Annotated in this window: 18 protein-coding genes; 11 read left to right on the top strand and 7 right to left on the bottom strand. The window is 52.6% G+C overall.

All coding sequences use genetic code 11. The features are described from left to right. Nucleotides 1-30: 30 nt before the first annotated feature. From wzzE to trxA, 5 genes are all read right to left on the bottom strand, one after another. The gene (gene wzzE / locus JTI98_RS05320) at nucleotides 31-1,077 is read right to left on the bottom strand and encodes an ECA polysaccharide chain length modulation protein (RefSeq protein WP_042998789.1); all 1,047 of its coding nucleotides are present in this window, start codon (nucleotides 1,075-1,077) and stop codon (nucleotides 31-33) included. Nucleotides 1,078-1,088: 11 nt separating this feature from the next. Beyond that, entirely contained in the window at nucleotides 1,089-2,192 is a 1,104-nt protein-coding gene (wecA, locus tag JTI98_RS05315; RefSeq protein ID WP_042998788.1) for a UDP-N-acetylglucosamine--undecaprenyl-phosphate N-acetylglucosaminephosphotransferase, read from the bottom strand. Between the two features lie 238 nt (nucleotides 2,193-2,430). After that, nucleotides 2,431-3,690, bottom strand: coding sequence for a transcription termination factor Rho (gene rho / locus JTI98_RS05310; RefSeq protein ID WP_002437993.1), 1,260 nt, complete (start codon nucleotides 3,688-3,690; stop codon nucleotides 2,431-2,433). Nucleotides 3,691-3,777: 87 nt separating this feature from the next. After that, nucleotides 3,778-3,897 (bottom strand): rho operon leader peptide, encoded by a 120-nt coding sequence (locus JTI98_RS05305; protein ID WP_071887707.1) that lies wholly within the window; start codon nucleotides 3,895-3,897, stop codon nucleotides 3,778-3,780. A 133-nt stretch (nucleotides 3,898-4,030) separates the two neighbouring features. Further along, nucleotides 4,031-4,360, bottom strand: coding sequence for a thioredoxin TrxA (gene trxA, locus JTI98_RS05300; RefSeq protein ID WP_001280776.1), 330 nt, complete (start codon nucleotides 4,358-4,360; stop codon nucleotides 4,031-4,033). Between the two features lie 239 nt (nucleotides 4,361-4,599). On the opposite strand from trxA, the gene rhlB reads away from it, so the two are divergent. Beyond that, nucleotides 4,600-5,868 carry an ATP-dependent RNA helicase RhlB gene (rhlB, locus tag JTI98_RS05295; RefSeq protein WP_042998787.1) on the top strand — a complete coding sequence of 423 codons (1,269 nt, stop codon included), beginning with the start codon at nucleotides 4,600-4,602 and terminating at the stop codon, nucleotides 5,866-5,868. 132 nt (nucleotides 5,869-6,000) lie between these two features. Beyond that, nucleotides 6,001-7,485 carry a guanosine-5'-triphosphate,3'-diphosphate diphosphatase gene (gppA, locus tag JTI98_RS05290; RefSeq protein WP_042998786.1) on the top strand — a complete coding sequence of 495 codons (1,485 nt, stop codon included), beginning with the start codon at nucleotides 6,001-6,003 and terminating at the stop codon, nucleotides 7,483-7,485. Between the two features lie 44 nt (nucleotides 7,486-7,529). On the opposite strand, the gene rep is transcribed toward gppA, so the two are convergent. Then, nucleotides 7,530-9,554, bottom strand: a complete 2,025-nt coding sequence (rep, locus tag JTI98_RS05285; RefSeq protein WP_044258274.1) for a DNA helicase Rep — start codon at nucleotides 9,552-9,554, stop codon at nucleotides 7,530-7,532. A 381-nt stretch (nucleotides 9,555-9,935) separates the two neighbouring features. On the opposite strand from rep, the gene JTI98_RS05280 reads away from it, so the two are divergent. The 4 genes from JTI98_RS05280 (at nucleotide 9,936) to ppiC (ending at nucleotide 13,999) form a co-directional block, all read left to right on the top strand. Then, complete coding sequence (locus JTI98_RS05280; protein WP_044326851.1) at nucleotides 9,936-11,075, top strand: sugar diacid recognition domain-containing protein; 1,140 nt, start codon at nucleotides 9,936-9,938, stop codon at nucleotides 11,073-11,075. Between the two features lie 119 nt (nucleotides 11,076-11,194). Continuing rightward, entirely contained in the window at nucleotides 11,195-12,463 is a 1,269-nt protein-coding gene (locus JTI98_RS05275) for a GntP family permease (RefSeq protein WP_042998783.1), read from the top strand. A 7-nt stretch (nucleotides 12,464-12,470) separates the two neighbouring features. Beyond that, nucleotides 12,471-13,616, top strand: a complete 1,146-nt coding sequence (locus JTI98_RS05270; protein ID WP_216082007.1) for a glycerate kinase — start codon at nucleotides 12,471-12,473, stop codon at nucleotides 13,614-13,616. A 101-nt stretch (nucleotides 13,617-13,717) separates the two neighbouring features. Further along, nucleotides 13,718-13,999, top strand: coding sequence for a peptidylprolyl isomerase PpiC (gene ppiC, locus JTI98_RS05265; RefSeq protein ID WP_001140251.1), 282 nt, complete (start codon nucleotides 13,718-13,720; stop codon nucleotides 13,997-13,999). Nucleotides 14,000-14,121: 122 nt separating this feature from the next. Here the strand turns inward: ppiC and ilvC are convergent, their stop codons facing one another. Then, complete coding sequence (ilvC, locus tag JTI98_RS05260; protein ID WP_044267332.1) at nucleotides 14,122-15,597, bottom strand: ketol-acid reductoisomerase; 1,476 nt, start codon at nucleotides 15,595-15,597, stop codon at nucleotides 14,122-14,124. Between the two features lie 158 nt (nucleotides 15,598-15,755). On the opposite strand from ilvC, the gene ilvY reads away from it, so the two are divergent. The 5 genes from ilvY (at nucleotide 15,756) to JTI98_RS05235 (ending at nucleotide 21,075) form a co-directional block, all read left to right on the top strand. Further along, a complete protein-coding gene (gene ilvY, locus JTI98_RS05255; RefSeq protein WP_042998780.1) occupies nucleotides 15,756-16,658 on the top strand; it encodes an HTH-type transcriptional activator IlvY in 903 nt (300 codons plus the stop codon). A gap of 132 nt (nucleotides 16,659-16,790) precedes the next feature. Continuing rightward, nucleotides 16,791-17,984 carry an enoyl-ACP reductase FabV gene (fabV, locus tag JTI98_RS05250; RefSeq protein ID WP_042998779.1) on the top strand — a complete coding sequence of 398 codons (1,194 nt, stop codon included), beginning with the start codon at nucleotides 16,791-16,793 and terminating at the stop codon, nucleotides 17,982-17,984. Between the two features lie 726 nt (nucleotides 17,985-18,710). Beyond that, nucleotides 18,711-20,000, top strand: coding sequence for a glycosyltransferase family 2 protein (locus JTI98_RS05245; RefSeq protein WP_216082006.1), 1,290 nt, complete (start codon nucleotides 18,711-18,713; stop codon nucleotides 19,998-20,000). Then, on the top strand, nucleotides 19,997-20,686 hold the full coding sequence (locus JTI98_RS05240; RefSeq protein ID WP_044267336.1) for a methyltransferase domain-containing protein: 690 nt from the start codon (nucleotides 19,997-19,999) through the stop codon (nucleotides 20,684-20,686). Before JTI98_RS05245 ends, JTI98_RS05240 begins: the two co-directional genes overlap by 4 nt. Continuing rightward, nucleotides 20,683-21,075, top strand: coding sequence for a GtrA family protein (locus tag JTI98_RS05235; RefSeq protein WP_044258263.1), 393 nt, complete (start codon nucleotides 20,683-20,685; stop codon nucleotides 21,073-21,075). Before JTI98_RS05240 ends, JTI98_RS05235 begins: the two co-directional genes overlap by 4 nt. Nucleotides 21,076-21,140 lie beyond the last annotated feature (65 nt).

Here is a 21,140-nt window from a genome sequence, read left to right as displayed (position 1 = left end):
AGGGCCCAGCCCCTCACTGCGGCAGTCGTGCTAAATCGTGCGGCGGCGGGTTAACGCAACACCTGCGCCGATAAGCCCCCCCACGATGCCCCACATCACCATCAGGAAGGCACGGCGCGGGCTATCGCGTTTTACCGGTTCTTCCGGTGTACGCAAATAGCGATAGGTCTGAAAACGCGGGTCCAGCGTGGGGCCCACATTCAATGTATTTAGCATGGCTCGATTCTGGAAGTAGTCCAGATCGAAAGAGGGGCCGACCGCCTGTAAATTTTCAAGGCGTGCCTGGAGCATGGGACGTCCGAGCAGAAACAGCTCCGAATCCGGTAATTCATCCGCTGGCACATCGGTCGCACTGCGGGAGATATTGTGCTGTTCAGCGATTTTAAGCGCCTGTTCAATACTGCTCACGCGGCGGGAGAAAATTGCTTTCGCCACCTCTTCCTGACGTTTCACCTGCGCCTTCATTTGCACGGTCCGCGCGGCCCACGCGCCTTTCAGTTCTTCATTGAGATGGCTTGCCGCACGCTGGCTGGAGAACGCCACATACTGACGCAGCAGATTGTTCGCATCAGGTGCGGTTTCGGCAATCAGCTTGACGCTGTCGTTAATGGCACGGGCAAAATCACCGGGGGTGAACTGAATGTTGTTGATCATCTCATCCAGCATGGCGGCATCGGCCTTGCTGTTGCCAACCATCCGCTGCTTGTAATAGTCGGTTTGCAGCCAGAAGTCGCGACGCGTATCCCAGGAAGCCAGTTGCATCACGAACTCTTTATAGGCTTCATCCATGACCGAAGGTTGATCGCCTGACGCGTTGTCCGCTTTCGCATCCAGATTCCGCAAAAACTGCTGTTGGGAATAGTAACCCCCCAGCATATTCACCGTGGGGCGATCGGAGATCGCGGTCGCGCTCCACTCCTGACGAGCAAAAAAAGTATACGCCAGCGCGATCAGCGCGAATAACAGCGCGATACCGACAATCCACACCTTCCCGGCCCATAAGGTACGAAACAACCCACGAATATCCAGTTCATTTTCAGCGCTCACAACGTGTGCCCCCGGTAATGGTTGAGTCATCGCACCCTCATTTACTTGGTTAATTTTGGATTGTTATCACGGTTTCTTCGTAATCTGCGCTTCATGCGCTTAATGAACCTCGCCACCTTCCAGGCACGCTTAATGCAGTAACCGTAGAGGAAGAATGCTAGCAAAAAGAGCACCAGCATGACCCATTCCGGGACAAAATGAGAATATTCCGCCAGCACGCCAATCGAGGCCAGTATTGCGGCGGCTAGCGTGATCAGGACAAACGCCTGACGTGAAGTAAACCCTGCACGCATGATCAAATGATGAATATGCTGACGGTCTGGCGAGAACGGGCTCATCCCTTTACGCAGACGACGATACATGATGGCCACCATGTCCATCAGCGGAATGGCGATGATCCACAGCGCGGTAACCGGGCTTATCGGGTGCGTTTTACCCTGGGTGGTTTCAAGCAGGATCCAGATAACGGTAAAACCAATCAGCGTACTGCCGGCGTCACCCATAAACACTTTATAGCGACGGCCAAGCGCACCGAGGTTCAAGAGAATATAGGGCAGGATGGCGGCGATCATGGCAAAGCACCAGATAGCCAGACTGGTCTGTCCATCAAACCACAGAATAAGCCCCATTGCGGCAAATGAGACGCTGGAGAGCCCGCCTAATAAGCCATCGATACCATCCACCATGTTGAAGGCATTGATCGCGGCCCATACGGCGAAAAGCGTGAGGAAATAACCAAACGGCCCGAGCACCATCTCCCACGGGCCAAAGATATAACCGAGGCTGCTGAGATAAAGCTTGCCCACCGCCATCATAATTACGCCGATAGCAGCCTGAATGGTGGCACGTATTTTTACGCTAATATCAAAGCGATCGTCCAGTGCGCCGATAAAAACCAGGACACCGGCACAAGCCAGATAGAGAGCAGCGTGGGGGATATAGACATTCACAATGCTAAATGTGAAACAAATCCCCGCATAAACTGAGATGCCCCCAACCAACGGTATCAATCCCTGGTGGCGTTTACGGAAGTTGGGTTTATCCACTAAACCGACCTTTTTTGCGACCTTCCGTGCAAAAAACAGGAACAGTGTCGTGAATAAAAAAATACTGATGAGATCAGTACTGACTGTCAGTAAATTCACAATGCGTGCTCTCAGAGAAAATTATAAGCAGAAGTATAACCACGAAGGCCTGTATTCAGAAGGGAAACTCCACTCCGAACCGTCTGTTTTGTATAATTATTAACCACGTGTCGCACTTGATGGCTGACGCACGTGCAGCGGAGGACAATAACCCCTGATTTGTTAACTTGTCGTTAAGATTACAGACATAAAAGCAAAACGCCACGTAAAAACGTGGCGTTTTCGGCTGAGAGCTCGTTTACGAGCGCTTCATCATGTCGAAGAAGTCGTCGTTAGTCTTGGTCATCGCCAGTTTATTAATGAGGAATTCCATTGCGTCGATTTCGCCCATCGGGTGAATAATCTTGCGCAGGATCCACATTTTCTGCAGCTCTTCCTGAGTGGTGAGCAGCTCTTCTTTACGGGTACCGGAACGGTTGTAGTCGATAGCCGGGAAGACGCGTTTTTCAGCAATCTTACGAGAGAGGTGCAGTTCCATGTTACCGGTGCCTTTAAACTCTTCGTAGATGACTTCATCCATCTTAGAGCCGGTATCGATCAACGCCGTTGCGATGATGGTCAGGCTGCCGCCCTCTTCCACGTTACGCGCCGCACCGAAGAAACGCTTCGGACGATGCAGAGCGTTAGCGTCCACACCACCGGTCAGCACTTTACCGGAAGCCGGAACCACGGTGTTGTATGCACGTGCCAGACGGGTGATGGAGTCGAGCAGAATGATAACGTCTTTTTTGTGTTCAACCAGACGTTTCGCTTTCTCGATCACCATTTCCGCTACCTGAACGTGACGGGATGCCGGTTCGTCAAAGGTAGAAGCAACAACTTCACCTTTCACCAGACGTTGCATCTCGGTCACTTCTTCCGGACGTTCGTCAATCAGCAGCACCATCAACACACAGTCAGGGTGGTTGTAAGCGATGCTCTGCGCAATGTTTTGCAGCAGCATGGTTTTACCGGCTTTCGGCGGTGCGACGATCAGACCACGCTGACCACGACCGATTGGTGAAGCCAGATCCAAAACGCGCGCCGTTAAGTCTTCGGTAGAGCCGTTACCACGTTCCATACGCAGACGAGAGTTTGCGTGCAGCGGGGTTAAGTTTTCGAAGAGAATTTTATTACGGGCGTTTTCCGGTTTGTCGTAGTTAACTTCGTTAACTTTCAGCAGCGCAAAGTAGCGTTCGCCTTCTTTTGGCGGGCGAATCTTACCAGAGATGGTATCACCAGTGCGGAGGTTGAAACGGCGGATTTGGCTGGGGGAAACGTAGATGTCATCAGGACCGGCGAGGTAGGAGCTGTCTGCAGAACGGAGGAAACCAAATCCATCCTGCAATATCTCCAGCACACCGTCACCAAAGATATCTTCGCCACTCTTTGCGTGCTGCTTCAGGATGGCAAAAATAATGTCCTGCTTACGCATACGAGCCAGGTTTTCCAGCCCCATATTTTCGCCGAGAGTGATCAGCTCAGAAACCGGCGTATTCTTTAATTCGGTAAGATTCATAGTGGTGTGAGTTCTTAAACTTGGGGTAAATCTCGAACTTAATGTTGTGAATGGTATGGCAGGGTCATCCATGCCTGTTTACGGCCATCAACTCATGTCTGTTCGCTGTCTGGTCACAGGAAAGTACGCAGAACTGAAACGACAAGACGGATTGAATGATAAGCCAGGAATCTGTCCACTTCGCGTGCGAGAAAAAACGGGAAGTATTGGAGTTATCAAGATTCAAACTTAATAAGGTATGTTTAATACGAAGTCAACACTAACTTAGCACGACTCAAGTCGGGCGTCCAGTCATCCGAATCAATTAGGATTCAGGTCGCCCGAACATGAGACGTCCGGCTTACGCCAGGTTCGCGTCGAGGAACTCTTTCAGCTGACCTTTGGACAGTGCGCCCACTTTGGTCGCTGCAACCTCACCGTTCTTGAACAGCAGCAGGGTCGGGATGCCACGGATACCATACTTCGGCGCAGTGCCTGGGTTTTGGTCAATGTTCAGTTTAGCAACCGTCAATTTGCCCTGATATTCGTCAGCGATTTCATCCAGAATCGGGGCGATCATTTTGCACGGTCCGCACCACTCTGCCCAGAAATCAACGAGGATCGCCCCGTCCGCTTTGAGTACATCCGTGTCAAAGCTGTCGTCAGTCAGGTGAATAATTTTATCGCTCATATAAACTCCACAGGAATAAGCCTGGTGTGTTGGTGTATACACATCATCCTTTAAGCTGCCTCTTTGTTGGCTTCACTCATCGTCCAGGTCACGTACTCTGTACGTTCTTGTGGACGAGTTCGCTTGCCGCCTCGACGCATCATGAATGATTTGTGTACAGCATTAACCAACTAAAGGTTGACTTTATTTCACCGGATACGCTTTCGTAAAGCAATAGTAAGCTGATATTCTACCACACTATGAGCAAAACACATTTAACAGAACAGAAGTTTTCCGACTTCGCCCTGCACCCAAAGGTTATCGAAGCCCTTGAAAATAAAGGCTTTCATAACTGCACGCCCATTCAGGCCCTCGCACTGCCGCTTACGCTGGCTGGTCGCGATGTTGCAGGGCAGGCGCAAACCGGTACCGGAAAAACGATGGCGTTCCTGACGTCAACGTTTCATTATCTTCTCTCTCATCCCGCGATTGACGATCGCAAGGTGAACCAGCCACGCGCCTTAATTATGGCGCCGACGCGTGAGTTAGCCGTGCAGATCCACGCTGATGCCGAGCCGCTGGCACAGACGACCGGTCTGAAGCTGGGTCTCGCTTACGGCGGTGACGGTTACGACAAACAGCTAAAAGTGCTGGAAAGCGGCGTCGATATTCTCATCGGCACCACGGGTCGTCTGATCGACTACGCGAAACAGAATCACATCAACCTGGGCGCCATCCAGGTGGTGGTCCTCGATGAAGCCGATCGCATGTACGATCTGGGCTTTATTAAAGATATTCGCTGGCTGTTCCGCCGCATGCCGCCGGCCAACCAACGCCTGAACATGTTGTTCTCTGCTACCCTCTCTTACCGCGTGCGTGAACTGGCGTTCGAACAGATGAACAACGCCGAATACGTTGAAGTCGAGCCGGAACAAAAAACGGGTCACCGTATTAAAGAAGAGCTTTTCTATCCGTCTAACGAAGAGAAAATGCGCTTACTGCAAACGCTGATCGAAGAAGAGTGGCCGGATCGCGCCATCATCTTCGCGAACACCAAACACCGCTGCGAAGATATCTGGGGCCATCTGGCCGCCGATGGTCATCGCGTTGGTTTGCTGACTGGCGATGTGGCGCAGAAAAAACGTCTGCGTATTCTCGACGAATTTACCCGTGGCGATCTGGATATTCTGGTCGCAACCGATGTTGCCGCGCGCGGCCTGCACATTCCTGCCGTCACGCACGTTTTTAACTACGATCTGCCGGACGATTGCGAAGACTACGTACACCGCATCGGTCGTACGGGCCGTGCTGGCGCAAGCGGTCACTCGATCAGCCTGGCCTGTGAAGAGTACGCCCTGAACCTGCCTGCGATTGAAACCTACATTGGTCACTCGATTCCGGTGAGTAAATACAACCCGGAAGCGTTGATGAACAATCTGCCGAAGCCGCTGCGCCTGACGCGTACGCGCCCTGGCAATGGCCCGCGCCGCTCTGGCGGTGCTCCGCGTAATCGTCGTCGTTCAGGTTAAGAAAGTTATGCCATACACAACATCATTCAGCCTGTATCAGGGCGGCAAGAAAACGAATCCTGATGAACTTACTTTCAGTGATTCGAGTGAAAAAACGCAGCCAGCACAGATACCGGTTGAAGGATGAAGTGTATGAATTCTACCTCGTTGTACGCCGCTATCGATCTCGGTTCCAATAGTTTTCATATGCTGGTCGTACGCGAGGTAGCGGGCAGCATCCAGACGCTCACGCGCATTAAACGCAAAGTGCGTCTGGCCGCCGGTCTGAACAGCAACAATGTCCTTTCTGCTGAAGCAATGGAACGCGGCTGGCAATGCCTGCGTCTGTTTGCCGAGCGCCTTCAGGATATTCCGCAGCCGCAAATTCGCGTGGTCGCTACGGCTACGTTACGTATCGCGGTAAACGCCAGCGAGTTTATCGCTAAAGCGCAGGAAATCCTCGGTTGTCCGGTTCAGGTCATCAGCGGTGAAGAAGAAGCGCGCCTGATTTATCAGGGCGTGGCGCACACCACTGGCGGAGCGGATCAGCGTCTGGTCGTCGATATCGGCGGCGCCAGCACCGAACTGGTCACCGGAACAGGTGCGCAAACCACCTCCCTGTTCAGCCTGTCAATGGGCTGCGTCACCTGGCTCGAACGCTACTTTACCGATCGCAATCTGGCACAAGAGAATTTCGACGAAGCGGAAAAAGCGGCGCGCGATGTGCTGCGCCCGGTCGCCGATGAACTTCGCTATCACGGCTGGAAAGTCTGCGTCGGTGCCTCCGGTACCGTTCAGGCGTTGCAGGAAATCATGATGGCGCAGGGGATGGATGAGCGCATCACGCTGGCGAAACTGCAGCAGTTGAAACAGCGGGCGATTCACTGTGGTCGTCTGGAAGAGCTTGAAATTGAAGGCTTAACCCTGGAACGAGCGCTGGTGTTCCCCAGCGGGTTGGCTATTCTTATCGCCATCTTCACCGAACTCAATATTCAGTGTATGACCCTGGCCGGTGGGGCATTACGTGAAGGGCTGGTCTACGGGATGCTGCATCTTGCGGTGGATCAGGATATTCGCAGCCGCACGCTGCGTAATATTCAGCGCCGGTTTATGGTGGATACCGAACAGGCGCATCGCGTTGCGAATCTGGCGGTGAGTTTTCTCGATCAGGTAGAAAATGAGTGGCATCTTGAGCCGATCAGCCGCGAACTGCTGATCAGCGCCTGCCAGCTGCACGAGATAGGCCTGAGCGTTGATTTTAAGCAAGCGCCTCAGCATGCCGCCTATCTGGTCCGTAATCTGGATCTGCCGGGTTTCACGCCCGCACAGAAAAAACTGCTCGCCACGCTATTGTTAAATCAGACCAACCCGGTCGATCTCTCGTCGTTGCATCAGCAAAATGCCGTACCGCCGCGTGTGGCGGAGCATCTTTGTCGTCTGCTCAGACTGGCGATTATCTTCGCCAGCCGCCGTCGTGACGATCTGGTGCCAGCCATTACGCTACAGGCATCGAATGAAATTCTCACCCTGGCGCTACCGCCGGACTGGCTGGAACAGCATCCGTTGGGGAAAGAGTTGATTGAACAAGAAAGCCAGTGGCAGAGCTATGTCCACTGGCCTTTAGCAGTGCGTGAATGATTCACTGCCGGAGGGCGGCGTAAATGCCTAATCCGGCCTCCAGCCTACGATTTCTCTCTTTTCGCCGCCATCATCGCTTTCAGATTCGCCAGATGGCTTTGCCCTTTCTGCATTCGCTCTTCGGCGCTCACCACTTTGCGTTCCTGCTCCCAGATCAGATCGTCCTGCGGTAACTCCAGCAGGAAACGGCTCGGCTCCGGACGCACCAGTTCACCGTACTGACGCCGCTCTTTACACAGCGTAAATATCAGCTCTTTCTGCGCGCGGGTGATGCCGACATAGGCCAGACGGCGCTCTTCATCAATGTTGTCTTCATCGATGCTACTCTGGTGCGGCAGGAAGCCTTCTTCCATACCCACCATAAACACATACGGGAACTCCAGCCCTTTCGAGGCATGCAGCGTCATCAGTTGCACCTGATCCAGCTCTTCCTCACTCTCACCGCGCTCCATCATGTCACGCAGCGTGAAGCGGGTGACAACCTGAGTGAGCGTCATCGGCTCATCCAGTTCGCTGCCTTCCAGCATTTCGGTCATCCAGCTAAACAGCTGGTTGACGTTTTTCATGCGCATTTCAGCGGCTTTTGGGCTGGGCGAGGTTTCGTAAAGCCATGATTCGTAATCAATTCCGTGGATGAGATCGCGAACAGCGGCAATCGGCTCTCGTTCTGCCAACCGCTGAACCTCGCCCAGCCAGTGGGTAAAACGGGTGAGCGAGTCATAGCCGCGCCCGGTGAGCGTCTGGCTAAGCCCCAGATCAAAACTGGCGGTAAACAGGCTTTTGTTCCGCGTCATCGCCCATTCACCCAGCTTTTGCAGCGTGGCGGGGCCGATTTCACGCTTTGGCGTATTCACAATACGCAGGAACGCGCTGTCATCATCCGGATTGGTCAACACCCGCAGATAGGCCAGCAAGTCTTTAATTTCCGGACGCGAGAAGAACGACGTTCCACCGGAGATTTTGTAGGGGATCCGGTTCTGCATGAGGAATTTTTCGAATACTCGCGCCTGGTGGTTGCCGCGATACAGAATGGCGTAATCTTTGTATTCCGTTTTATTTACAAAGTGATGGGCGATGAGTTCCCCGGTCACCCGCTCGGCTTCGTGCTCCTCATTATTCGCACTCAGAACTTTGAGTTCCGCGCCATATCCCAGCTCGGAAAAAAGCCGTTTTTCAAAGACGTGCGGGTTATTGGCAATGAGGATGTTCGCCGCCTTCAGGATCCGCCCGGAGGAGCGGTAGTTCTGCTCCAGTTTGATCACCTGTAACGCCGGAAAATCCTGACTTAACAACACCAGGTTTTGCGGACGCGCTCCGCGCCAGGAGTAAATCGACTGATCGTCGTCCCCTACGACGGTGAATCGCGCCCGGTTTCCCACCAGCAATTTCACCAGTTCGTACTGACTGGTGTTGGTGTCCTGATATTCATCCACCAGCAGATAGCGAATCTTGTTCTGCCAGCGCTCACGCACCTCTTCATTACGTTGCAACAGCAGCGTCGGTAGCAGAATCAAATCATCAAAGTCGAGGACATTGCAGGCTTTCATATGCGCGTCGTACAGCCCGTAGCAGTGCGCAAAGATACGATCACGCTCGCCTTTCGCACCGGCGGCCGCCTGTGCGGGCGTTTTGAGATCGTTCTTCCAGTTCGAGATCGTCGAGATCAGCTGTTGCAGTATCACTTTGTCGTCTTCAATCAGCCCTTCCGTCAGATCTTTGAGCAGCGCAACCTGGTCCGTGTCATCAAACAGCGAAAAATTCGACTTCATCCCCAGCGCGGCGTATTCGCGTTTAATCACCTCCAGCCCTAGCGTATGGAAAGTGGAGATCATCAACCCGCGCGCTTCTTTGCGTCCCAGCGTCTGTCCGACACGCTCTTTCATTTCGCGCGCCGCTTTATTAGTAAAAGTCACCGCCGCAATGTGTCGCGCCTGGTAACCGCAGCCACGGATCAGATGGGCGATCTTGTTGGTGATCACGCGTGTCTTACCGGAACCCGCCCCCGCCAGCACCAGGCACGGTCCGGTGACGAATTCGACAGCTTGTTGTTGGCCGGGGTTTAAACGCATAGGTAAAAGTGCTCAATCTTCGAACGGGGGACGAATTGTAGCAGAAAGCGAGGTCGAGATTGAGCTTTCCGTAACCGCGCGTAACGCTGCCTGTGAGGGTAAGTAAGCTTGTGCTGCTGTCCAGATTCTGAACAATCCTGAACGCCGATCACACGGAAAAAATTACACAACGCCTGCACAAGAGGTTGAATTAACATATTGAGTATAAAAGAAAAACAGTAACAATAGTCGGACTAAGCTGCTTTGGCTTGTATAAACCGACAAAAAAGAAGACCGTTCATCCCACTTTCTTTGTTTATTCAACCGAAACATTTCTGAACCAAATACGCTAATAAATCAGGTGCTGCCACGTACCGCACCTCCTCTTATGCTGAGCATACAATGAATAAGATCCAGGCCACTTACTACCTACAAGACTCAACCGCTCGCCAGATAGTCCAACGCACGATGGGGATTATCCCCTATTCGGTTAACGTTATGAACGAGCACGGCATGATCATTGCCTCAGGTGAGGCGTCCCGTTTACATCAGCGCCATGAAGGTGCGGTGCTGGCGTTAACTGAAAACCGGATTGTTGAAATCGATTCGGCGACGGCTGACAAACTCAAAGGTGTGAAGCCCGGTATTAATTTGCCAATAAATTTTCGCGATCAGCTTATCGGCGTACTGGGTATCACCGGAGAGCCGGGTGAGGTGAAGGCTTATGCGCAACTCGTCAAGATGGCGTCGGAACTCATCATTGAACAAATGGCGTTACTTGAACAAAAACAGTGGGATAAACGCTACCGCGAAGAGCTAATCAACCAGCTTATTTTACGCGACCCGCCTCCGTCATCGTTAAGCGCCGTGGTCTCATGGTTAGGCGTTAATCTCCAACTGCCGCGCGTGGTGCTTATCATGGAATTGCAGCAGCCGGATCGCGATGCGCTACGTACGCTGATGGATTATTTTGAATACAGCGCCCGCGACCATCTGGTGACATTTTCCGACTTTAACGAGCTGATTATCCTCAAACCCGTCACCCTGAAAAATGGGACTCTCAATAAATCGCTGGAGCAGCACGAGCTACAGAAATTTAAGCATTACGCACAGTCCTGCGGCTTTTCACGTCTCATCGTCGGCGGCTATTTTGCGGGAGAAAATGGCCTGCGACGCTCCTATCAGACGGCGAAATCAACCCAGGCAATGGTGAAAAGACTGAAGCTTAAGCATCAGTTTATCTTTCACGATGACTACGCGCTGGCCTCATTGCTGGGGGGACTTTCCGGCACCTGGCAAGCGGAAGAGTTATCAAAAATATGGTGCGAGTTGGTTGCTCAGGACAGCAAAGGCGTCATGCAAAAAACATTGCAGCACTATTTCGAACATAATTGTGATCTTTCGCAAACTGCCACCAGTCTGCATATTCACGTAAACACCCTGCGCTATCGACTGCAACGCGTTGAAGAGATAACGGGAATAAAAATCAACAACTTGAAACAACTCCTTTGGTTGTACATTGGCATGGAGCTGCAACGGTAGTCTGTATTTTCCTCCAAATTTACATCCTGTCAGACGCGTATTTTTTAGCGGATCCTCACAAGGCTATTCCCGGCGGCTTCTCCATACTGCCTCAGTCAATTTAATGGAGAAAGCAGAAGATGGTTTCAATATCCGCAACAGGCGCCATCATCGCACTCGTGGTGGCGATCGTCTTAATATTACGCAAAGTCTCTCCCGCGTACGGCATGATGGTTGGTGCGCTGGTCGGTGGTCTCGTCGGCGGGGCAGACCTGGTCCAGACCGTCACGCTGATGGTCACGGGTGCGCAGGGCATCACCAATGCCGTACTGCGCATTCTCGCTGCAGGCGTACTGGCTGGTGTACTGATCGAATCCGGCGCCGCGAACACAATCGCGGAAACGGTAGTGAAAAAAGTGGGCGAAAGTCGTGCCCTGCTTGCCTTAGCCATCGCCACGATGATTCTGACGGCCGTTGGCGTTTTTATCGATGTCGCGGTGATTACCGTCGCGCCGATTGCGCTTTCGATCGCCAGACGCGCCGGGCTATCAAAACTCGCCATTTTGCTGGCGATGATTGGCGGTGGCAAAGCGGGTAACGTCATGTCACCGAATCCCAATGCCATTGCCGCTTCGGATTCATTCCATGTCCCGCTCACATCCGTCATGATGGGGGGGATTATTCCCGGATTGTTCGGCCTGGCAATCGCCTATTTTCTGGCGAAGCGTCTGAGCCAAAAAGGCTCGATGGTCACGACGGAAGAGATCATTTCTCAGGACACGCACGGCACACAACCCGGATTCCTGGCGGCCATCAGCGCCCCCCTTGTTGCCATTATTCTGTTAGCGCTGCGTCCTGTGGCGGGCATTGCTATCGATCCGCTCATTGCTCTGCCAGTGGGAGGATTAGTCGGCGCAATCCTGATGGGCCGATTTAAACAAAGTAACGCCTTTATGATGTCCGGGCTGACGCGCATGGCACCTGTCGCCATTATGCTGCTCGGTACCGGCACGCTGGCTGGCATCATTGCCAACTCAGCGTTAAAAGAGGTCCTGATCGACGGGTTAACCTCTTCCGGTCTCCCTTCTTATCTCCTGGCCCCCATCTCTGGCGCAATTATGTCGATGGCCACCGCGTCGACAACGGCCGGAACCGCCGTTGCAGCAGGCGTGTTCAGTCAAACGCTGCTGGGACTTGGCGTCTCTGCGCTTGCCGGTGCAGTCATGATTCATGCCGGGGCGACGGTTCTGGATCATCTCCCTCACGGCAGTTTTTTCCACGCCACTGGCGGTAGCGTCAGTATGCAAATCCATGAACGCTTAAAACTTCTGCCTTATGAAACCCTTGTTGGTTTCGTCATCGCATTGATTTCGACACTGCTGTTTGGTGTCTTCGGACTCGCCGGGTAAGCACACGATGAAAATTGTTATTGCACCAGATTCATTTAAAGAAAGTTTGTCTGCCATGCAGGTGGCGACGGCTATCGAACAGGGGTTTCGCGAAATATATCCCGATGCCCAGTATGTCAAACTCCCTATGGCGGACGGCGGCGAAGGCACCGTTGAGTCGATGGTGGAGGCCACTGAGGGCCATTACCACTTTATCGATGTCACGGGCCCTCTGGGAACACCGGTCCAGGCACGCTGGGGAATGCTGGGTGACGGGAAGACGGCGGTGATCGAAATGGCTGCGGCGTCAGGTCTCCACCATGTGCCGCCAGAGCATCGTAACCCACTGCTGACCACCAGCTATGGAACGGGCGAGCTCATCCTTGCCGCACTTGATCAGGGCGTTGAGCACATTATTCTTGGCATTGGTGGTAGTGCGACGAATGACGGAGGCGCAGGCATGCTACAGGCGCTGGGCATCGACCTTCTTGATGAAAACGGAGACGCGCTTCCCGAAGGCGGCGGTGCACTCAGTAAACTGGCAACAATCGACACTTCCCACGCCGACCCGCGTCTAAAGACGGTCTCCATCACCGTGGCCTGCGACGTCAACAATCCGCTGTGCGGTCCGACGGGGGCCTCTGCCATTTTCGGCCCACAAAAGGGGGCGACGGAAGCGATGGTTGCAGCGTTAGACGGTGCGCTGGCGGTTTATGGCAAGCGACTACAGGAGTTTACTGGTCGGGATGTAATGAATGCGCCGGGCGCTGGCGCAGCAGGCGGAATGGGAGCCGCATTACTCGGTCTACTGGGCGCTGATTTAAAACCCGGTGTGGAGATTGTGATTAACGCGCTGCAACTGGATCGCCTGGTAGCCGATGCCAGTCTGGTGATCACCGGAGAAGGTCGCCTCGACAGCCAGAGCATCTGCGGCAAAACGCCGATTGGCGTTGCCCGCTGCGCCAAACGCTATCAAAAACCGGTTATTGCGCTTGCCGGCGGTTTGACCCAGGATCATCAAATTGTTCATGAGCATGGGCTGGATGCCGTTTTCTCGGTGTTGACGCGCATCACCACGCTACCTGAAGCCTTAGAGGACGCGGAATACAATCTGCGCATTTCGGCACGTAATATTGCCAGCGTCTGGAAGCTGTCGCAGCAGCAAATTCACTAATCCTATATCCAGGCCAGTCACCAACCGCTGGCCTGGATATTCTTTCCCTCTCCCCACATGCTAAAATCGCCCCCTTCATTTCCCCGACTCAAGGCACGATCATGGCAAAAACCGCAGCAGCACTACATATCCTTGTTAAAGAAGAGAAACTGGCACTGGATCTTCTGGAGCAGATTAAAAACGGCGCCGACTTCGGCAAACTGGCGAAGAAACATTCCATCTGCCCGTCAGGCAAACGAGGCGGTGACTTAGGCGAATTCCGCCAGGGCCAGATGGTTCCGGCGTTCGATAAAGTGGTCTTTTCCTGCCCGGTGCTGGAACCGACCGGCCCGCTGCACACCCAGTTCGGCTACCACATCATCAAAGTGCTGTACCGTAACTAAGCAAAAGCCCAGAGCGTTCAGACTCTGGGCTTTTTTTGCCGGATGGCACGATGCTTATCCGGCCTTCGGTTTTGCACTTTTGTAGGTCGGGTCAGGCGTAGCCGCCACCCGACAATGTCGGTTTAACCCGCAACGGCAATGCGCTTCATATCGGTCATATAACCACGCAGTTTCTGGCCGACTTTCTCGATAGCATGGCTGCGAATCGCGTCATTTACATCGCGTAACTGAGCGTTATCCACTGCGCCTTCAGCAATCGCTTTACCCAGGTCGCCGGTCTGCAGCGTGGTCATGAACTCTTTCAGCAGCGGTACGCAGGCATAAGAGAACAGGTAGTTACCGTATTCTGCGGTATCAGAGATAACCACGTTCATTTCGTACAGACGCTTACGCGCAATGGTGTTGGCGATCAGCGGCAGCTCGTGCAGGGATTCGTAGTACGCGGACTCTTCGATGATGCCGGAATCCACCATGGTTTCGAACGCCAGCTCAACGCCCGCTTTCACCATCGCGATCATCAGTACGCCTTTATCGAAGTACTCCTGCTCGCCGATTTTGCCTTCATACTGCGGCGCGGTTTCGAACGCGGTTTTACCAGTCTCTTCACGCCATGTCAGCAGTTTCTTATCGTCGTTAGCCCAGTCAGCCATCATGCCGGAAGAGAACTCACCGGAGATGATGTCGTCCATGTGTTTCTGGAACAGCGGCGCCATAATTTCTTTCAGCTGTTCGGACAGCGCGTAAGCGCGCAGTTTCGCCGGATTGGACAGACGGTCCATCATCAGCGTGATACCGCCCTGCTTCAGCGCTTCAGTGATCGTTTCCCAGCCGAACTGAATCAGTTTCTCGGCATATGCCGGGTCAGTCCCTTCTTCCACCAGCTTATCGAAGCACAGCAGAGAACCAGCCTGCAGCATACCGCACAGAATGGTCTGCTCGCCCATCAGGTCGGATTTCACTTCCGCCACGAAGGAAGATTCCAGCACGCCCGCACGGTGACCGCCGGTCGCTGCAGCCCAGGCTTTAGCAATCGCCATGCCTTCGCCTTTCGGATCGTTTTCCGGGTGAACCGCGATCAGCGTCGGCACACCGAAACCACGTTTGTATTCTTCACGCACTTCAGTACCCGGACACTTCGGTGCCACCATCACTACGGTGATGTCTTTACGGATCTGCTCGCCCACTTCAACGATGTTGAAGCCGTGAGAGTAACCCAGCGCCGCGCCGTCTTTCATCAGCGGTTGTACGGAACGCACTACGTCAGAGTGCTGTTTGTCTGGCGTCAGGTTAACCACCAAATCCGCCTGCGGGATCAGCTCTTCATACGTGCCGACTTTGAAGCCGTTTTCTGTCGCTTTACGCCAGGATGCGCGCTTCTCAGCAATCGCCTCTTTACGCAGGGCGTAGGAGATATCCAGACCGGAATCACGCATGTTCAGGCCCTGGTTCAGACCCTGCGCGCCACAGCCGACAATGACCACTTTTTTACCCTGAAGGTAGCTCGCGCCATCGGCGAACTCATCGCGGCCCATAAAGCGACATTTACCCAGCTGCGCCAGCTGCTGGCGCAGGTTCAGTGTATTAAAGTAGTTAGCCATGGTGGTGTACTCCGTGATGTTGTGTTGTGGTGCTTATTATTCGGTTCGCTGTTCAGCGAGAATGACTCCACAGTACAACAGGAAATTTATTGCGGAAATTGATATATTCACAACGTCACATTGCAATAACTGCAACGTAAAAATTAAGAGGTTCGCCGGTGGATTTACGCGATCTGAAAATGTTCCTGCATCTGGCGGAAAGCCGCCACTTTGGCCGCAGCGCGCGGGCGATGCACGTCAGTCCTTCTACGCTATCACGGCAGATCCAGCGCCTTGAGGAAGACCTCGGGCAGCCGTTGTTTGTCCGCGATAATCGCACGGTCACGCTGACCGAAGCGGGTGAAGAGCTGCGAACGTTTGCCCAGCAGACGCTGTTGCAGTATCAGCAACTGCGCCACACCCTCGATCAGCAAGGTCCGTCGCTATCGGGCGAACTGCATATTTTCTGCTCGGTGACCGCCGCCTACAGCCATCTGCCGCCAATCCTCGATCGCTTTCGCGCTGAGCATCCCTCAGTAGAAATTAAACTCACCACCGGCGACGCCGCCGATGCCATGGAAAAGGTGGTGACCGGCGAAGCGGATCTGGCGATTGCCGGTAAGCCTGAAACGCTGCCGGGCGCGGTGGCGTTTTCGATGCTGGAAAATCTGGCGGTGGTACTCATTGCCCCGGCGCTGCCCTGCCCGGTACGCAATCAGGTTTCGGTGGAGAAACCCGACTGGTCTACGGTACCATTCATCATGGCCGATCAGGGGCCTGTGCGCCGCCGCATTGAACTGTGGTTTCGTCGCCATAAAATCAGCAACCCGCAGATTTACGCCACCGTGGGGGGTCACGAAGCGATGGTGTCGATGGTCGCACTCGGCTGTGGCGTGGCGTTGCTGCCCGAAGTGGTGCTGGAAAACAGCCCCGAACCGGTGCGCAATCGCGTCATGATTTTAGAGCGTAGCGACGAGAAAACTCCGTTCGAACTGGGCGTCTGCGCGCCGAAAAAACGGCTGCATGAGCCGCTTATTGATGCGTTCTGGAAAATTGTGCTGGAGCGAAAAATTGCCGAGTAGTATCAGCGTCAGGTCTAAAATCAGAGGTAGATTCAGTTTTGCGGAATCTTTTCTGTATAATGACCCGCCATAATACACAGACGGTGTCATTGCCCCTATGACAGCGAAACACAAACTAAATTAGCCATCATTATGATAATCAAGCCAAAAATCCGTGGATTCATCTGTACAACGACCCATCCGACTGGCTGTAAAGTCAATGTGGAAAAGCAGATCGAGTACGTTAAACAAAACGGGAAAATCGAAAACGGTCCTTCCCGCGTGCTGGTCATCGGTGCTTCAACCGGCTATGGACTGGCATCAAGAATCTCCGCCGCGTTTGGCAGCGGAGCCGCCACTATCGGCGTATTTTTCGAAAAACCGGGTACCGAATCTAAACCAGGTTCAGCAGGCTGGTATAACGCCGCGGCTTTCGATGAAGCTGCAAAGCGGGAAGGTCTGTATTCCAAAAGCATTAACGGTGATGCGTTCTCCGACGAATGTCGTGATGAAGTCATCAAGCTCATCAAAGAAGACCTGGGCCAAATTGATTTAGTCGTTTATTCACTCGCTTCCCCGGTTCGTAAAATGCCGAAAACGGGTGAAGTTGTCCGTTCGGCGCTGAAACCTATTGGTGAGGTTTACACCTCTAAAGCGATTGATACCAATAAGGATCAGATCACGACGGCCAGCATTGAGCCCGCAACGGAAGAAGAAGTTCAGAACACCGTGACCGTAATGGGCGGAGAAGACTGGGAGCTGTGGATAGATGCCCTGCGCCAGGCCAATGTGCTGGCCGACGGCGTGAAAACCGTTGCTTATTCTTACATCGGTACCGATCTGACGTGGCCAATCTATTGGCATGGCGCGCTGGGCAAAGCGAAAGAAGACCTTGACCGTGCGGCAGGCGCGCTGCGTAATCAACTGTCTTCAATCAATGGCACAGCCAACGTTGCGGTCCTGAAATCGGTAGTCACACAGGCTTCTTCAGCCATTCCAGTAATGCCGCTGTATATCTCTATGGTCTTCAAGCTGATGAAAGAACAAGGGATTCATGAAGGATGCATTGAGCAGATTAACCGTCTGATGACCACCAGCCTGTACGGTGACAAGGCTGCGCTTGATGACCACCAGCGTATCCGCATGGATGACTGGGAACTGCGTGAAGATATTCAGCAGGCATGCCGCGATCTGTGGCCGCTGATCACCACCGAAAACCTGGCGCAAGAAACCGATTATGCAGGCTACAAGCTGGAATTTCTCAACCTGTTCGGTTTTGGCCTCGACGAAGTCGATTACGAGGCTGATGTGAACCCCGAAGTCGAATTTGATGTGGTGACTTTGTAATTTGCTGATGTAAGAGCAAAAACAGACGTCTGATCAAGTCCTGGCTGAAAAGTCAGGACTTTAACTAATCAGAGCAGTGCCGCCCTGCGTAAAGAATATTCCCTACCGCAATCTATGAAACCTTCCCCTTGTTAAGCCGTTCCCAAAAACAGAACAAGTAGTCTGTGATGCGTGAGAGACGGCGTTGTGGCGATAACATTGGGTGAAAGACGTCGGCACTTGCTACACGAAAATATATTTATGGGTAATGCCTGACGCGCAGAATAAATCATCACATTATAGATATTAATAAATAACGAATAAACTGTTACTATTTTTCATACCATAAACCAGTAGACTTAATAACGACAACTCCTGTACGATGCAATCTGATGTTAGATATATATCACGAAAATTAAGTTGTGAATTAAATTAACGTATATCATCCACACAGGGTATATTAACTAGCACCCATTCATATTCTAAATCATTCAGAATATGAATTAAATTGAAGTTACCATTAGATATACAGAGCCTATCCCAATAGGTGTAATTTTACAGTCATGTTGCAACACGGGTGGCCCGGCACAACAGGTTCATAGCCGGAATACGTGAGGAGGACTCGCTTCACACGCCTTTCAGGCTGCTCTGATGGCCGTTCAAACGCCTGCCCAGGTTCAGAATGCCAAATGTAATAGCCCATTGGGATAGACTCTTAATCCTGCTCATGGATCGGAGCTTACTATTATGCATTCAACGCATTTTCATCGGTTTGGTTATTCTGATAATTTATTAACTCCCGCCAACTATATTTCTCGACAGGTTGCCTTCTCTCCAGTTGAGATACCGGCGGCAGAGCCCATGCCACTGGTTTCGGCAATCATTCCATGCCTGAATGAAGAACTTACGCTTGCTATCTGTATTAAGAAAGTAACAGAAGCGTTTACTCGCCTGGATATTCAAGGTGAAATTATCATCGGTGATAATGGCTCAACAGACCAATCCGTTGAAATTGCAAAATCACTGGGTGCCCGAGTTATTCATCAATCCGTCAAAGGTTATGGCGCAGCAATAAGCGCGGCTGCCAGTGCGGCAAAAGGTAAATATCTCATTATGGCTGATGCCGATGACTCCTATGACTGGAGCCAACTAGATATTTTCGTCGATGCACTGGAAAGCGGTGCAGACTTTGTTATGGGTAATCGATTTGCTGGGGGAATAGAACCTGGGGCAATGCCTCCTCTGCATCGCTATCTGGGAAATCCACTGCTTTCCGGCATAGCCAGGCTGCTTTACCACTCACCCATTCGCGATTTCCACTGTGGGATGCGGGCCTTTACCCGCGAAGCATTTCAAAAAATGGCCACTCGTTCTACCGGTATGGAATTTGCCTCTGAAATGATCATTAACGCGCACCGCGCAGGACTCATCATTCATGAAGTGCCGATCAAGCTCTATCCGGACAAACGCAACCGTCCTCCTCATTTACGTTCATTTCGTGACGGCTGGAGACATCTGCGTCTTCTCATCGCTCATGCCCCGGACAGGCTCTATTTGATCCCTGGCTTTACGCTACTACTGCTCGGAGCTATCGGCCTTGCGCTGCTTGCCGCAGGCCCCATAGAAATCAACGGTTACTATTTTGGTATCCATTTCGTTGCCCTGGCGACAATGTCGACGCTTATTGGTCTTATCGCTGTCCTGTTAGGCGTGTTAGCGAAGGTCGCCATCGCCATTAACCACCCGATTGCGGAAAGCCGGGTTATCCCCTGGCTCATGCGCTCGCACCCTCTCGAGTGGCTGGTATTCAGCGGATCTGTGCTTGCCATAGCCGGTTTTTTCGCCGACCTCCTCCTTGCTTTTCACTGGATATTTACCCGTGGCTCAATGGAACAGTCGGTACACATTGTTTTTGCCATCAGTACAGCCTGCATCGCTGGAGTGCTGATGGTCCTGGCCGGATTCGTACTACAGCTCCTGCTGGACAGCCTGAACCGGCATGATTCAGATACCTCACCGCAAGGACCCGGAGTATGAAAAGAAACAGGGCCACCCCTCGAATTTGGCACACTGACTGGCTGTTGTTACGTGCACTGGCGAGACGATTACGCGAGCAAGCAGAACGTCACATTCAGCCAAATACCTTCATGATCGACTTTGGCTGCGGCGATTCCCCCTATGCTGAAATGATGCGTCAGTTGAATATTAACTATTGCGGTGCCGATCTTGATGACAGCGGTACACTCAAAATTGACCCACAGGGACGCATCCCTTTAGCTGATGGTGCCGCAGGAGCCATACTTTCAGTCCAGGTACTGGAACACGTCAGAGATCTTGATGCGTATTGCGCTGAAATTCGGCGTTTGTTAAATGATGATGGTCTCTTGTTACTTTCCACGCACGGAACCTGGCTCTATCATCCTCACCCCGAAGATCACCGCCGCTGGACCCGCACCGGTCTCATATCCGATCTTACCGATCGCGGGTTTGTGGTTGAAGAAGTCGACGCTCTGGTTGGCCCATTGGCTACAACCACCATTATTCGCCTGACAGGTTTTGCGTTTTTCATCCGTCGGCTCCCCCTCATCGGCGGCGTTCTAGCCTCAGGTCTGGCCGTCATGATGAATCTGCGCGCCATGTTCGAAGATTATGTCACGCCGGCGCAAGTACGGCATGACAACGCCTGCGTATTTTTACTTCGTGCCCGGAAAGCACCCCGATGAAAATTCGCACCTCTTTTACTTATCTCTGCATTTCTGGCTGCTGTTTCCTGGGACATAATGCCATCATGATCGTGGCGGATAGTTTATGCGTTGCGCTCTGGTTAGCGATCCTGTTGTCTTTCGCCATCATCGCTACCGTCGGTTATATCCTGCACAGCTTATTCACGTTTAAACAACCGCTTTCATTTGCTGGCTTTGGCCGTTATACCATCAGCATGTTGTTGAATATCCCTCTTGCCTTTGTCAGCACCTGGATTTGGTATCACTGGCTGGAATTTCCGATGACCATCGCTGCGCCGCTAGCTTCGCTCTGCATGCTCGTGCTGAATTTTCTCCTTAGCCGTTGGGCTATCAGCACGTCAGGTCGCAGTAAAGCCATACAAATATGATTAACGTTCCCCTTAATCCGCACTATCAACAGAAGACGTTGTTACTCCATCTCGTGGTTTATCCC

Source organism: Citrobacter sp. MGH 55 (assembly GCF_016906145.1).
In the GTDB taxonomy this organism is placed as follows: Bacteria; Pseudomonadota; Gammaproteobacteria; order Enterobacterales; family Enterobacteriaceae; genus Citrobacter_A; species Citrobacter_A amalonaticus.
The sequence above is the reverse complement of the archived record's forward strand: the minus strand, read 5'-3'. Positions and strand labels throughout refer to the sequence as shown.